At 69.1% G+C, this 13,854-nt stretch carries 12 protein-coding genes and 1 pseudogene; 12 read left to right on the top strand and 1 reads right to left on the bottom strand.

The genetic code is table 11. From position 1 onward, the window contains the following. The first annotated feature begins 30 nt into the window (after window positions 1-30). The 12 genes from nuoK (at window position 31) to ACLBYE_RS08980 (ending at window position 13,460) form a co-directional block, all read left to right on the top strand. On the top strand, window positions 31-336 hold the full coding sequence (gene nuoK, locus ACLBYE_RS09035) for an NADH-quinone oxidoreductase subunit NuoK (protein WP_010686008.1): 306 nt from the start codon (window positions 31-33) through the stop codon (window positions 334-336). Between the two features lie 82 nt (window positions 337-418). Continuing rightward, window positions 419-2,542, top strand: coding sequence for an NADH-quinone oxidoreductase subunit L (gene nuoL, locus ACLBYE_RS09030; protein ID WP_091977237.1), 2,124 nt, complete (start codon window positions 419-421; stop codon window positions 2,540-2,542). A 1-nt stretch (window position 2,543) separates the two neighbouring features. Beyond that, window positions 2,544-4,064, top strand: a complete 1,521-nt coding sequence (locus ACLBYE_RS09025) for an NADH-quinone oxidoreductase subunit M (RefSeq protein WP_020092243.1) — start codon at window positions 2,544-2,546, stop codon at window positions 4,062-4,064. A gap of 10 nt (window positions 4,065-4,074) precedes the next feature. After that, entirely contained in the window at window positions 4,075-5,520 is a 1,446-nt protein-coding gene (gene nuoN, locus ACLBYE_RS09020) for an NADH-quinone oxidoreductase subunit NuoN (protein ID WP_020092244.1), read from the top strand. Window positions 5,521-5,527: 7 nt separating this feature from the next. Next, window positions 5,528-6,331 (top strand): biotin--[acetyl-CoA-carboxylase] ligase, encoded by an 804-nt coding sequence (locus tag ACLBYE_RS09015; protein WP_447693891.1) that lies wholly within the window; start codon window positions 5,528-5,530, stop codon window positions 6,329-6,331. Between the two features lie 16 nt (window positions 6,332-6,347). Continuing rightward, a complete protein-coding gene (locus ACLBYE_RS09010) occupies window positions 6,348-8,021 on the top strand; it encodes a ribonuclease J (protein WP_447693890.1) in 1,674 nt (557 codons plus the stop codon). 261 nt (window positions 8,022-8,282) lie between these two features. Continuing rightward, window positions 8,283-8,687, top strand: coding sequence for a methylmalonyl-CoA epimerase (gene mce, locus ACLBYE_RS09005; protein WP_447693889.1), 405 nt, complete (start codon window positions 8,283-8,285; stop codon window positions 8,685-8,687). A gap of 5 nt (window positions 8,688-8,692) precedes the next feature. Further along, window positions 8,693-9,019, top strand: a complete 327-nt coding sequence (locus ACLBYE_RS09000) for a DUF1467 family protein (protein ID WP_020092247.1) — start codon at window positions 8,693-8,695, stop codon at window positions 9,017-9,019. Window positions 9,020-9,527: 508 nt separating this feature from the next. Then, window positions 9,528-10,853, top strand: a complete 1,326-nt coding sequence (gene proS, locus ACLBYE_RS08995; RefSeq protein ID WP_447693888.1) for a proline--tRNA ligase — start codon at window positions 9,528-9,530, stop codon at window positions 10,851-10,853. A gap of 9 nt (window positions 10,854-10,862) precedes the next feature. Beyond that, on the top strand, window positions 10,863-12,173 hold the full coding sequence (locus ACLBYE_RS08990) for a lipoprotein-releasing ABC transporter permease subunit (RefSeq protein ID WP_447693887.1): 1,311 nt from the start codon (window positions 10,863-10,865) through the stop codon (window positions 12,171-12,173). Between the two features lie 13 nt (window positions 12,174-12,186). Then, window positions 12,187-12,900, top strand: coding sequence for an ABC transporter ATP-binding protein (locus ACLBYE_RS08985; protein ID WP_020092250.1), 714 nt, complete (start codon window positions 12,187-12,189; stop codon window positions 12,898-12,900). A gap of 299 nt (window positions 12,901-13,199) precedes the next feature. Next, the gene (locus ACLBYE_RS08980; protein WP_020092251.1) at window positions 13,200-13,460 is read left to right on the top strand and encodes a hypothetical protein; all 261 of its coding nucleotides are present in this window, start codon (window positions 13,200-13,202) and stop codon (window positions 13,458-13,460) included. Window positions 13,461-13,634: 174 nt separating this feature from the next. Here ACLBYE_RS08980 and ACLBYE_RS08975 read toward each other — a convergent pair. Further along, window positions 13,635-13,854, bottom strand: a pseudogene (locus tag ACLBYE_RS08975) (glycosyltransferase); the annotation flags it as partial.

Here is a 13,854-nt window from a genome sequence, read left to right as displayed (position 1 = left end):
CGCGCTGATGAGAGCCGGAGGAATCGAACGATGATCGGCCTGAGCCACTACCTCACCGTCGCGGCGATCCTGTTCACGCTCGGCGTGCTCGGCATCTTCATCAACCGCAAGAACATCATCGTCATCCTGATGTCGGTCGAGCTGATCCTACTCTCGGTCAACATCAACCTCGTCGCCTTCTCGACGCAGCTGAACGACATCACCGGACAGGTCTTCGCCCTGTTCGTGCTGACCGTCGCGGCCGCCGAATCGGCGATCGGCCTCGCCATCCTGGTGGTGTTCTTCCGCAACCGCGGCTCGATCGCGGTGGAAGACGTCAGCATGATGAAGGGCTAGGGCCTTCCCCTTCGCGCGCCCCGAGTGACATCCGGACGCCGCCGCTTCGCGGCCGGCCCGGAGGACGGACTGCAAGAGAGCGATGTATCACGCGATCGTCTTCTTCCCGCTCATCGGCTTCCTGATCGCCGGCCTGTTCGGCCGGTACATCGGGGCGCGGGCCTGTGAGTACATCACCACGTCCTTCCTCGCCTTCACGGCGCTGATCGCCTGGGGCGTGTTCATCGACGGCGGGCCGGCCGAGCGCGTGCAGGTGGCGTCCTGGTTCGCGGCCGGCGACCTCCAGGTCGACTGGGCCTTCAAGGTCGACACCCTGACCCGGGTGATGCTGGTCGTCGTGACCACCGTCTCGACCCTCGTGCACCTCTACTCCGTGGGCTACATGGAGGAGGATCCGCACCGGCCGCGCTTCTTCGCCTACCTGTCGCTGTTCACCTTCGCCATGCTGATGCTGGTGACGGCCGACAACCTCGTCCAGATGTTCTTCGGCTGGGAAGGCGTGGGCCTCGCCTCGTACCTGCTGATCGGCTTCTGGTACGAGAAGCCCTCGGCCAACGCCGCCGCCATGAAGGCGTTCATCGTCAACCGCGTCGGCGATTTCGGCTTCTCGCTCGGCATCTTCCTGGTCTTCGTGCTGACCGGCTCGGTGGCGTTCGACGCCGTCTTCGGCAAGGTCGACGCGATCAAGACGCTCAGCTTCCACCTCCTCGGCTACGACTGGAACGCGCTGACGCTGGCCTGCCTGCTGCTGTTCATGGGCGCCATGGGCAAGTCGGCGCAGTTCCTGCTGCACACGTGGCTGCCCGACGCCATGGAGGGCCCGACCCCGGTCTCGGCGCTGATCCACGCCGCCACCATGGTGACCGCCGGCGTGTTCATGGTCGCCCGCCTGTCGCCGCTCTTCGAGGAGGCGCCGAACGCGCTGATCGTCGTGACGGTGATCGGCGGCATCACGTCCCTGTTCGCGGCCACGATCGGCCTCGTGCAGAACGACATCAAGCGGGTGATCGCCTACTCGACCTGCTCGCAGCTCGGCTACATGTTCGTGGCGCTCGGCGTCGGCGCCTACGCGGCCGGCGTGTTCCACCTGTTCACCCACGCCTTCTTCAAGGCGCTGCTGTTCCTCGGCGCCGGCTCGGTCATCCACGCGATGCACCACGAGCAGGACATGCGGAACATGGGCGGCCTGCGCCGCTACATCCCCTACACCAGCGCCATGATGGCGATCGGTTCGCTCGCGCTGATCGGCTTCCCCTACACGGCCGGCTACTACTCGAAGGACGCGATCATCGAGGCGGCCTACGCCTCGACCCGCCCCGGGCACACGCTCGCCTTCCTGTGCACCGTGGTGGCGGCGTTCTTCACCTCGTTCTACTCCTGGCGCCTGTTCTTCATGACCTTCGAGGGTCCGGCCCGCTGGGGCGCCCACGCCGCCCACGATCAGCACCACGCGCCCGCGGTCGCCCACGCGACCACGGCCCACGCGACCATGGCCCACGAGGCCGACGGCGCGCCCGGGCACACCGAGGGCGTCGCCCACGACGACAAGGGCCACGACATCGAGCCGGCCCACAAGAGCGACCTCGTCGCCGACGACCATCACGGGCACGGCCACCACGGCGACCACACGCCCCACGAGAGCCCGCTGGTGATGACGATCCCGCTCGCGGTGCTCGCCTTCGGCGCGCTGTTCGCCGGGATCATCTTCCACAACCGCTTCATCGGCGAGGGGATGGAGGCGTTCTGGGGCCACGCCCTGGCGCACGGGCCGAACAACCACATCATGCACGAGATCCACGACGTCCCGGCGCTGGTCTCGTACTCGCCGCTGATCATGCTGATCCTCGGCTTCGTCGTGGCCTACTGGATGTACATCCGCCGGCCGGAACTGCCGGGCGCGCTCGCCGCGCAGCAGCCGTCGCTGTACCGGTTCCTGCTCAACAAGTGGTACTTCGACGAGATCTACGACCGGATCTTCGTCCGCCCGGCCAAGGATTTCGGCCTGTTCCTCTGGAAGCAGGGCGACGGCCGGATCATCGACGGCCTCGGGCCGAACGGGATCGCGGCGCGCGTCGTGGACGTGACCCGCGGGGTGGTCCGTCTCCAGACCGGCTACGTCTACCACTACGCCTTCGTCATGCTCATCGGCGTCGCCGGCCTGATCAGCTGGTACCTGATGTCCGGCCTGCCCAAGGGTGCACACTGACATGCTCGGCCTCGGCATCCTCTCCGGCCTGCTGATCGTGCCGCTCTGCGGCGCGGCCTTCATCCTGACGCTGAACGGCGACGAGGAGTCGGTCGCGCGCAACAGCCGCTGGGCCGCGCTCGCCACCACGATCGTCACCTTCCTGCTCTCCCTGGTGGCGTGGAGCCGCTACGACACCGCCTCGTCGAGCTTCCAGCTCGTGGAGAGCCACGCGTGGCTCACCGAGACGATCCGGTTCAAGCTCGGCGTCGACGGCTTCTCGATGCCGCTGATCCTGCTGACCACGTTCCTGATGCCGTTCTGCATCGGCGCCTCGTGGCACTCGATCCACTTCCGGGTGAAGGAGTACTTCGTCGCCTTCCTCGTCCTCGAGACGACGATGATCGGCGTCTTCGCGGCCCTCGATCTGGTGCTGTTCTACCTGTTCTTCGAGGCGGGCCTGATCCCGATGTTCCTGATCATCGGCATCTGGGGCGGCGCGCGCCGGGTCTACGCCAGCTTCAAGTTCTTCCTCTACACCCTGCTCGGCTCGGTGCTGATGCTGCTCGCCGTGATGGCGATGTATTGGCAGGCCGGCACCACCGACATCCCGACCCTGCTGCAGTACCGCTTCCCGGTGCAAATGCAGACCTGGCTGTGGCTCGCCTTCTTCGCCTCCTTCGCGGTGAAGATGCCGATGTGGCCGGTCCACACCTGGCTGCCCGACGCCCACGTGGAGGCGCCCACCGCCGGCTCGGTGATCCTGGCGGGCATCCTCCTGAAGATGGGCGGCTACGGTTTCATCCGGATCTCGCTGCCGATGCTGCCGGTGGCGAGCCACGACTTCGCGCCCTTCGTGTTCGCGCTGTCGGTGATCGCGATCATCTTCACGTCGCTCACCGCGATGATGCAGACCGACATCAAGAAGCTGATCGCCTACTCGTCGGTGGCCCATATGGGCTTCGTGACGCTGGGCCTGTTCACCCTGAACGAGCAGGGCATCCAGGGCGCGCTGTTCCTGATGATCTCCCACGGCATCGTGTCGGGGGCGCTCTTCCTCTGCGTCGGCGTCGTCTACGACCGGATGCACACCCGCGAGATATCGGCCTATGGCGGCCTCGTGAAGCGGATGCCGCTCTACGCCGTGGCCATGATGGTGTTCACGATGGCCAATGTCGGCCTGCCGGGCACCTCGGGCTTCGTCGGCGAGTTCCTGGCCATGCTCGGCGCCTTCAAGGCGAACCCGAACGTGGCGTTCTTCTCGACCTTCGGCATCATCCTGTCGGCGGCCTACGCCCTGTGGCTCTACGCCCGGGTGATCTACGGGAAGCTGGAGAAGCCGAATCTCCAGGGCATCCTGGATCTCGACACCCGCGAGAAGATCATCCTGGCGCCGCTGGTCGTCCTGACGATCTACTACGGCGTTCACCCGGCCCCCGTGCTCGACGTGTTCGCGCCCTCGACCGACGCGCTGATGGCGAGCATCAAGACCGCGCTCTCGAACACCCAGACGGCCGCCGCGGCGCTGCCGATCCCGCGCTGAGGCGGACACCATGACAACCGTCCACTCCGTCCTGCCCTCGCTGGCGCCGCTCATGCCCGAGCTGATCCTCGGCGTCGGCGTCATGGGCCTGATCCTCTACGGCGCGTGGCGCGGCGACCGCTCCGCCGAGACCGTGAGCATCGGCGCCCTCGCCCTGCTCCTCGTCGCCCTGTCGGTGGTGATCTCGCAGCCGGTGCACGGCCGGGTCACGACCCTGTCGGGCGCGTTCGTGTCCGATTCCTTCGCCAAGGTGATGAAGTCGCTGGTGCTGCTCGGATCCGCGGCGACGATCCTGCTGGCGCACGACTTCTTCAAGCGCGAGCGCATCGACCGGTTCGAGTTCCCGGTCCTGATCGTGCTCTGCACCATCGGCATGATGGTCATGGTCTCGGCCAACGACCTGATCGCGCTCTACCTGGGCCTGGAACTGCAGTCGCTCGCCGCCTACGTGATCGCCGCTTTCCACCGCGACGACGTGAAGTCCACCGAGGCCGGCCTCAAGTACTTCGTGCTCGGCGCGCTCTCCTCCGGCATGCTGCTCTACGGCGCCTCGCTGGTCTACGGCTTCACCGGCACGGTCTCGTTCCCCGGCATCGTCTCGGCGCTCAACGAGAATGCCGGGTTCGGCATCGTGCTGGGCATCGTGTTCCTGGCGGCCGGCGTGTGCTTCAAGCTGGCGGCCGTGCCGTTCCACATGTGGACGCCCGACGTCTACGAGGGCTCGCCGACCCCGGTGACGGCCTTCTTCGCCTCGGCGCCCAAGATGGCCGCCGTGGCGATGACCGTGCGGGTCTTCATCGGCGCGATGCCGGACGTGACGGCGATCTGGCAGCAGATCTTCATCTTCGTCTCGATCGCGTCGATGGCGCTCGGCTCGTTCGCGGCGATCGGGCAGACCTCGATCAAGCGCCTGATGGCCTACTCGTCGATCGGCAATATCGGCTACGCGCTGATCGGCCTGGCCTCCGGCTCGGAGGAGGGGATCAGCGGGCTCGTCACCTACATGATCATCTACCTCGCGATGACGCTCGGCACCTTCGCGATCATCCTGTCGCTCCGGCGCCGGGACGTGATGTTCGAGAAGATCGAGGACCTGTCGGGCCTGTCGCGGACCCATCCCTGGCTCGCCTTCTGCCTCGCCGCGATGATGTTCTCGCTCGCCGGCATCCCGCCGCTCGCCGGGTTCTTCGCGAAGTTCTACGTCTTCGCCGCCGCCATCAAGGCGGGTCTCGTGACGCTGGCGGTGATCGGCGTGGTGACCAGCGTGGTGGGCGCCTACTACTACCTGCGCGTCGTGCGGATCATGTACTTCGACGAGCCGAAGGAGCCGTACGAGGCGATGGCCCCGGGCCTGCGCATCGTGCTCGCCCTGTCGAGCGTCGTGGTGGTGCTGTTCTTCCTGCTGCCCGGACCGCTGGTCGGCGCCGCCGGCCGGGCCGCGAAGTCGCTGTTCTAGGACGGCCTTGACCTACCGACTCGGGCCCTCGGCGCGCGCCGAGGGCCACCGCCTGCACGTCCACGACACCCTCGGCTCCACCAACACGGAGGCCGTGGCGCGCGCGCGCGCCGGCGAGACAGGCCCGCTCTGGGTGGTGACGCACCGCCAGGAGGCGGGCCGCGGCCGGCGGGGCAACAGCTGGTCCTCGCTCCCCGGCAATCTCGCGGCGAGCGTGCTCTGGCCGGTCGCCGGAGTCGCGCCGGACCACCTCGCCGAGCTGGGCTTCGTGGCCGGCCTCGCCCTGATCGAGGCGCTGGAGGCGGCCTGCGGCACCCTGCCGGATACCGGATCCGGCGCCGGAGCCCGATCTCTCAGGCTCAAATGGCCGAACGACGTGTTGCTCGGCGGGGCGAAGCTCGCCGGCCTGCTCCTGGAGGCGGAGACGCTGCCGGGCGGGCGCCGCGCCGCGGTCATCGGCTTCGGCGTGAACGTCGCGGCGGCGCCGGAGGGCCTCGGGGCCGCGAGCTTGGCGGCGGCGGGTTACGCGTGCGGCGCCGAGACGCTACTGGAACATCTCTCGGACCGGGTGGCCGCGCGGGCGCGCGCCTGGGACCGGGGACGGAATTTCGCTGACCTGCGCGCGGCCTGGCTCGCGCGGGCCGCGGGTCTCGGATCGGAGATCGCGGTGCACAGCGGCGGTCACATCCTGCGGGGCGTGTTCGAGACGATCGACGAGGGGGGGCGGCTCGTGATCCTCGCCCCCGACGGGAACCGGCATACCGTGACGGCGGGCGAGGTGCATTTCGGATCGGCCGCGACGGCGGCCTGAGTTTGGACGACGACAGATGGTTAAGGGACAGGAGGAGCTGGTCTTCCTGCCGCTCGGCGGCGTGGGCGAGATCGGGATGAACGCGGCGCTCTACGGGTTCGGCCCGGAGAAGGGCCGGAAGTGGATCTTGGTCGATTGCGGCATGGGCTTCGCCGGCGAGGAGCAGATGCCGGGCGTCGACCTGATGTTCCCCGACCTCTCCTTCATCGAGGAGCGGCGCAAGGACCTGCTGGGGATCTTCATCACCCACGCGCACGAGGACCATATCGGGGCGATCTCGGAACTGTGGCCCCGGCTCAAGGCGCCGGTCTACGCGACCCGCTTCGCCAAGAACCTGCTGGAGACCCGGCGCCTGTCCGAGCCCGGCGCCCCGAAGGTCGAGCTCCGGGAGGTGAAGCCCGGGCGGCGCGTGACCGTCGGTCCGTTCGAGCTCGAGTACGTGCCGGTCTCGCACTCCATCCCGGAATCGAACGCCATCGCCATCCGCACCGCGGCGGGCCTCGTCCTCCACACCGGCGACTGGAAGATCGACCCGACCCCGGTGGCCGGCTCGGTGACGTCGCCGGAGGCGTTCACGGCGCTCGGGGACGAGGGCGTCCTCGCCATCGTCTGCGACTCGACCAACGTCGTGCGCGAGGGCTTCTCGCCGAGCGAGAAGACCGTCGCCGAGACGCTGAAGACGCTGATCGCGGACGCGCCGCACCGGGTCGCGGTGACGACCTTCGCGTCGAACGTGGCGCGCATCCGCGCGGTCGCCGAGGCCGCCGCCGCCTGCGGTCGCGAGGTCATCGCGGTCGGCCGCGCCATGGACCGGGTGATCGACGTGGCCCGCGAGTGCGGCTACCTCGACGGCCTGCCCGAGTTCCGCCGCGCGGATTCGTGGAAGAGCCTGCCGCGGGAGCGCGTCGTCGCGCTGCTCACCGGCTCCCAGGGCGAGCCGCGGGCGGCGCTCGCCCGCGTCTCCCGCCGCGACCACCCGGATATCAGCCTCACCGCCGGTGACCAGGTGATCTTCTCCTCGCGCGCCATCCCGGGCAACGAGCGCGATGTCGGCTCGATCATCAACGACCTGATCGAGCAGGGCGTCGAGGTGATCACCGACCGCACCGACCTCGTCCACGTCTCCGGCCATCCGCGCCGGGACGAGATGGTCGAGATGTACCGGTGGACCCGCCCGGGCACCGCGATCCCGGTCCACGGCGAGGCCCTGCACCTCGACGAGCACGCCCGCTTCGCGCGGGCGCAGGGCGTGCAGAACGTGGTCAAGGCCCGCAACGGCAGCCTGATCCGCCTGAGCCCCGGCAAGCCCGAGGTGATCGACCACGTGAAGGCCGGCCGCCTGTTCAAGGACGGCGACGTCCTGATCGACGAGAAGGACCGGGCGATCCCGGAGCGGCGCAAGCTGATGCAGGCCGGCCTGGTCTCGGTGGCGATCGCTATCGACGAGGACGGCGTCGTGCTCGGCGAGCCGGCGGTGGACATCATCGGCCTGCCGAACCGCGGGCGGTCCGGCGAGCCGCTGATCGAGACCGTGGTGGACGCCGTCTCCCGCACCCTGTCGGGGATGTCGCGGGGGAAGCTCAAGGACTCGGAGAGCGTCGAGAAGACGGTCGACCGGGCGGTGCGCACCGCGGTCAACGAGGTGTGGGGCAAGAAGCCGGCCTGCCACGTGCAGGTGGTGGAGGTGTGAGGCTGGCTGCCGATACTGCGCCGCTGTAATCTACAGCGTCTGAATGCAGCTGACCGGCTGCCGGATGCGGCGCTGGTCCCTCTCCCGTGCGGGAGAGGGATAGGGTGAGGGGACAGGTTTTGCCGGAGAGGGCGTATCCCTCACCCCAACCCTCTCCCGCACGGGAGAGGGGACACGTCGCGCCGAGCGCGCCGGTGGAGCCTCACCAACGAACGAACGAAGCTTCTGGACAGGAAGCGAGCATGCTGGGGAGGAAACATCATGATCGGCCGTCTCAACCACGTGGCCATCGCCGTGCAGGATCTCGACGCCGCCTGCGCGGTCTATCGCGACACGCTGGGCGCGACGATCACCGCGCCCCTGCCGCAGCCCGAGCACGGCGTCACCGTCGTGTTCGTCGAGCTGCCGAACAGCAAGATCGAGCTGATGTCCCCCCTGGGCGATGGCTCGCCGATCGAGTCCTTCGTGGCCCGCAACCCGGGCGGCGGCATCCACCACGTCTGCTACGAGGTCGACGACATCCTGGCCGCCCGCGACCAGCTCAAGGCGCAGGGCGCCCGGGTGCTCGGCACCGGTGAGCCGCGGATCGGCGCGCACGGCAAGCCGGTCCTGTTCCTGCACCCCAAGGACTTCCTGGGTACCCTGGTCGAGCTGGAGCAGGTGTGAACCGGATGATGAACGCGCTGGCCCGCTCGACGCCGGTGACTCTGGCGGCGATCACCGTCCTGATCGCCGCCTTCGTGGCGGCGGCGGTGAGCCTGTTCAAGCTGACCGTGGGCGGGGCGATCGCCCTCTACTTCGTGGTCTGGTGGACGCTGCTCTTCGCGGTCCTGCCCCTGCGCAACCAGCCGGAGACGCGGCCCAGCCACGTGGTGCCGGGCCAGGATCCCGGGGCGCCGGCGGCGCCGCGACTGCGCGAGAAGGCGATCTGGACGACGCTGGTCGCGGGCGCCGCCTTCCTGATCGCCCTGGCGGTGTTCCCGCTGACCGGACTTTAGGACGGCTCTGAGCGGCGATCCGGGAGACGCCCCGCGTCGGGTCACGGCCCGGGAAACCAGATGGGCGCGGGCCCTCCCGGTGGTCCGAGACGGCCGCGCCGACCGGACCCAAGAATAAAAAAAGCAAGGCCCGAGGCCTTGCTTTCAAGCTTCACTGGCTCGACCTTGAAATATCCCTCGCATTGGCTGCGGGGCGGTCGCTTTTCCTCCCGAGACTCGGACCTTGCGCCACCTCTTCCGGGCGTCGCAAACATCGCCGGACGCTTATAGGAACAACAATTCGTGTTGTCACCGGGTCTGCGAGAAAAATCTGCGCTTTCTTGCCGGCAAATGGGCAGACCGCTTTCCGCCTAGGCAGCGGCCTCAGCGCGGCCGGGTCGCCGCCTCCGGTTCGCCGCGATTACGCCCCGCCGTGGTCGCGCAGTGCTTGTAATTTGCGTCTCCGGCGTGTTGTGTGCCGGCGCGCCGCGGCTCCTCCCGGCCGATCCTCTTCCAAGACTCTGACGACATGCGTCTCTCCCGCTATTTCATGCCGACCTTGCGCGAGACGCCCAAGGAAGCCGAGATCGTCTCGCATCGGCTGATGCTGCGCGCCGGCCTGGTCCGCCAGGAAGCCGCCGGCATCTACGCCTGGTTGCCGCTGGGCCTGCGGGTTCTGGAGCGCGTCTGCGCGGTGATCCGGCGGGAGCAGGACCGGTCCGGCGCCGTCGAGATCCTGATGCCGACGGTGCAGTCCGCCGAGCTGTGGCGGGAATCCGGCCGCTACGACGCCTACGGCAAGGAGATGCTGCGCCTGAAGGACCGGCACGACCGCGAGATGCTCTACGGCCCCACCGCCGAGGAGATGGTCACCGAGATCTTCCGGGCGAGCGTGCGCTCCTACAAGGACCTGCCCAAGAACCTCTACCAGATCTCGTGGAAGTTCCGCGACGAGGTGCGGCCGCGCTTCGGCACGATGCGCTCGCGCGAGTTCCTGATGAAGGACGCCTACTCGTTCGATTTCGACCAGGCCGGGGCGCGCCACGCCTACAACCGGATGTTCGTGGCGTACCTGCGCACCTTCGCGGGCCTTGGCCTGAAGGCGATCCCGATGCGCGCCGATACCGGCCCGATCGGCGGCGACCTGTCCCACGAGTTCATCATCCTGGCCAAGACCGGCGAGAGCGAGGTCTTCTGCGACAAGGCCTATCTCGACTTCGACATCCCGCCGGCGACCGTCGATTTCGACGACGTCGCCGCCCTCCAGGGCATCGTGGATGCCTGGACCTCGCACTACGCGGCCACCGAGGAGATGCACGAGCCGGCGGCCTTCGCGGAGGTCCCCGAGGACAACCGCATGGCGGCCCGCGGCATCGAGGTCGGGCACATCTTCTACTTCGGCACCAAGTATTCCGAGCCGATGGGCGCCAAGGTCGCCGGTCCGGACGGGATCGAGCGGCCGGTCCATATGGGCTCCTACGGCATCGGGCCGAGCCGGCTGGTCGCCGCCATCGTCGAGGCCAGCCACGACGAGGCCGGGATCATCTGGCCGGACGCGGTGGCGCCGTTCGATGTCGCGCTCATCAACCTCAAGGTCGGGGACGCGGCCACCGACGCCGCCTGCGCGCAGATCCAGTCCGACCTCGAGACCGCCGGCCTGTCGGTGCTCTACGACGACCGCGACGAGCGCCCTGGCGCGAAGTTCGCCACCGCCGATCTGATCGGCCTGCCCTGGCAGGTAATCGTCGGGCCCAAGGGCCTGGCGGAGGGCAAGGTCGAGCTGAAGCGGCGTGCCGGCGGCGAGCGCGAGAGCCTCGCGACCGTCGATCTGCTGGCACGCATCCGGCGCGTCTGAGGCGTGCCGATGGCCGCCTCAGCGAAGCTGGACCGGGTTCGGACCTTCGCGGCCTCGCTCGCGGCCTCGTTCCGCCAGGGCACCGCGCCCTTCGCGCCGTTCGAGTGGATCCTCGCCGGCCGCTACCTGCGCGCCCGGCGCCGGGGCGGCGGCGTCTCGGTGGTGGCGTTCTTCTCGGTGCTCGGCATCGCGCTCGGCGTCGGCACGCTGATCATCGTCCTGTCGGTGATGAACGGCTTCCGCGCGGAACTGCTGTCGAAGATCGTCGGCATCAACGGCCACCTGTTCGCGACGCCCATCGACCGGCCGTTCAACGACTGGACCGACCTGTCGGAGCGCCTGTCGAAGGTGGCGGGGGTGCGCGCCGCGGTGCCGCTGGTCGAGGGCCAGGCCTTCGCCTCGTCGCAGTACGGCGGCTCGGGGGTCATCATCCGCGGCGTGCGGGCGGCCGACCTCGACGCGCTGGCGGCCGTGTCCTCGGCGATCCGCGGCGGCACCCTCGAAGGCTTCGACGACGGCACCGGCGTGCTGATCGGGCGGCGGCTCGCCGACACGCTGGGCCTGCAGGCCGGCGACACGATCACGCTGGTCACGCCCAAGGGCTCGTCGACGCCCTTCGGGACGGCGCCGCGCACCAAGAGCTACACGGTCAAGGCGGTGTTCGAGGTCGGCATGACCGAGTTCGACCAGACCTTCGTGTTCATGCCGCTGGCCGAGGCCCAGGCGTTCTTCAACAAGGACGGCGACGTGAGCATGATCGAGATCTACGTCGACGATCCCGACCATGTCGGCGACATGCGCGAGCCCCTGGAGATGGCGGCCGAGCGCCCGATCCTGCTCACCGACTGGCGCCAGCGCAACCGGACCTTCTTCGGGGCCCTGGAGGTCGAGCGGAACGTCATGTTCCTGATCCTCAGCCTGATCGTCGTGGTGGCGACCCTCAACATCGTCTCCGGGCTGATCCTGCTGGTGCGCGACAAGTCGAGCGACATCGCGATCCTGCGCACCATGGGGGCGACGCCGGGCACGATCATGCGGGTGTTCCTGATCAACGGCGCGCTGATCGGCGTCGTCGGGACGCTCAGCGGGCTCGGCCTCGGCATCCTGATCACCCTCAACATCAAGCCGATCCAGCACGTGCTGTTTCCGGGCGCCTGGGACCCGACGGTGCGGTTCCTCGCCGAGATCCCGGCCCAGATGAACCCGAAGGAGATCACCGCCGTGGTGATCACCTCCCTGCTGCTGTCGCTCGCGGCGACGCTGTATCCCTCCTGGCGCGCCGCCCGGCTCGATCCGGTGCAGGCCCTCCGCTACGGCTGACGGGCCGCATCCGATGAGCGATTCGAGCCAGACCGCCGGCGACCAGCCGGTGCCGGCGCTGTTCTTCTCCCGCGTCGAGCGGCGCTACGCCCAGGCCGAGGGTGCCCTCGAGATCCTGCGCGGGGCCGACCTCGCGATCTGGCCGGGGGAGCTGGTCGCGCTGGTGGCGCCGTCGGGTGCCGGCAAGTCGACCCTGCTGCACCTCGCCGGCCTCTTGGAGCGGCCGGACGGGGGCGAGATCTATATCGGCGGTCAGCCCACCGCCGCGATGGCGGATTCCGAGCGCACGCGCCTGCGGCGCGAGGAGATGGGTTTCGTCTACCAGTTCCACCACCTGCTGCCGGAGTTCTCGGCGCTGGAGAACGTGGTGATGCCCCAGCTCATCCGCGGCCTGAAGGCCCCGGAGGCGAAGGCCCGCGCCACGGAACTCCTGAGCTTCCTCGGCCTCAAGGAGCGGCTGCCGCACCGCCCGGCGGAGTTGTCGGGAGGCGAGCAGCAGCGCGTCGCCATCGCCCGGGCGGTGGCCAACGGCCCGCGGCTGCTGCTCGCCGACGAGCCGACCGGCAACCTCGATCCCGGGACGGCAGGCCACGTCTTCTCGATCCTGATGGCGCTGGTCCGCGCCTCGGGTCTCGCCGCCCTGGTCGCGACCCACAACCTGGAATTGGCCGCCCGCATGGATCGGCGGGTCACCATCCGGGACGGGCTGATCACGCAGCTCGACTGAGCGGGCCACCCGCTGAGCAGGTCTCCCGTGTGTTGGCGCAGCGACGGCACGCGCGGCGGCGCGCCCCGTCCACGCCGCGCCCCGGCAGCCTCGATCAACCACAGGGCGCATCGCTCCCGGCCCGCGACGCCACCCGGCCCGCGGATCTCCGGGCCTCGCAAGTGCACGCGATCTTTAATCCGTCGCGCCGCGTGCGACGCGTCACGTCCCGGAGGACACTGGGCCCCTATCTTATGATCACGCAAGACAAAACAGAGCCGAACAACCGGCCTGTACTGCGTTATCTCTGGAGCCAGACCATGAAGACCCGTATCGCCGCAGCCGTCACCGCACTTGTCCTTGGCGTTGCCCCGATCTCGTCCGCTCTGGCGGCGAACGGCGCCCGCTGGACGGGCCTCGCTCCGTACGAGGTCGAGACCACGGGCTCGCTCGGACTGGGGGTCCACGACAATCCCAACTACGTCGGCTGCCCGCTGAGCTCGGCCGCCGAGGGCAACGCCGACCAGCAGACCCGGCCGGTGAAGCAGTACGGCCAGACCTCCGGCGGCTACCGCTGCTGAGCCGACGCGAGGACGGATGAAGCTCAAGGCTCTCTCCTACGTCATGATCGGCGCCTTCGTGACCGGCCTGCTCATGACGTTCGTCGGTTCGGCCACCGCGCTGCTGGGGCAGTAATCTCAAGGGCGCCGCCTCCGTCGGAGGCGGGGCCCCTCGCGTTCGGGCCGCCGGCGCGGTCAGGTCGCGCGGGACGGGCCGGGACCGGACTCGGCGGTCGTCAGCCGCTCGACGTAGTCGCAGGCGTCGAGGACGGCGTCGCGGCCGTCGGCCATCCGCGCCCGGGCCGCCGCGCAGGCCCGCGCCACCGCGGGGTCGGCGAGCAGCCGGCCGAGGACCCGCGCCGCCCGCGCGGGCCGGAAGGCGGGGCCGGTGAGGGTGGGGCCGGGATCCCGGCCC

The organism is Methylobacterium sp. A52T, from assembly GCF_053346095.1.
The sequence above is the reverse complement of the archived record's forward strand: the minus strand, read 5'-3'. Positions and strand labels throughout refer to the sequence as shown.

Coding starts and splice junctions, on each gene's coding strand:
- ACLBYE_RS08980 (WP_020092251.1), top strand. CDS start 13,200: ATGAAGACCCGTATCGCCGCAGCCGTCACCGCACTTGTCCTTGGCGTT.
- nuoN (WP_020092244.1), top strand. CDS start 4,075: ATGACAACCGTCCACTCCGTCCTGCCCTCGCTGGCGCCGCTCATGCCC.
- ACLBYE_RS09025 (WP_020092243.1), top strand. CDS start 2,544: ATGCTCGGCCTCGGCATCCTCTCCGGCCTGCTGATCGTGCCGCTCTGC.
- mce (WP_447693889.1), top strand. CDS start 8,283: ATGATCGGCCGTCTCAACCACGTGGCCATCGCCGTGCAGGATCTCGAC.
- ACLBYE_RS09010 (WP_447693890.1), top strand. CDS start 6,348: ATGGTTAAGGGACAGGAGGAGCTGGTCTTCCTGCCGCTCGGCGGCGTG.
- proS (WP_447693888.1), top strand. CDS start 9,528: ATGCGTCTCTCCCGCTATTTCATGCCGACCTTGCGCGAGACGCCCAAG.
- ACLBYE_RS08985 (WP_020092250.1), top strand. CDS start 12,187: ATGAGCGATTCGAGCCAGACCGCCGGCGACCAGCCGGTGCCGGCGCTG.
- ACLBYE_RS09000 (WP_020092247.1), top strand. CDS start 8,693: ATGATGAACGCGCTGGCCCGCTCGACGCCGGTGACTCTGGCGGCGATC.
- nuoL (WP_091977237.1), top strand. CDS start 419: ATGTATCACGCGATCGTCTTCTTCCCGCTCATCGGCTTCCTGATCGCC.
- ACLBYE_RS08990 (WP_447693887.1), top strand. CDS start 10,863: ATGGCCGCCTCAGCGAAGCTGGACCGGGTTCGGACCTTCGCGGCCTCG.
- nuoK (WP_010686008.1), top strand. CDS start 31: ATGATCGGCCTGAGCCACTACCTCACCGTCGCGGCGATCCTGTTCACG.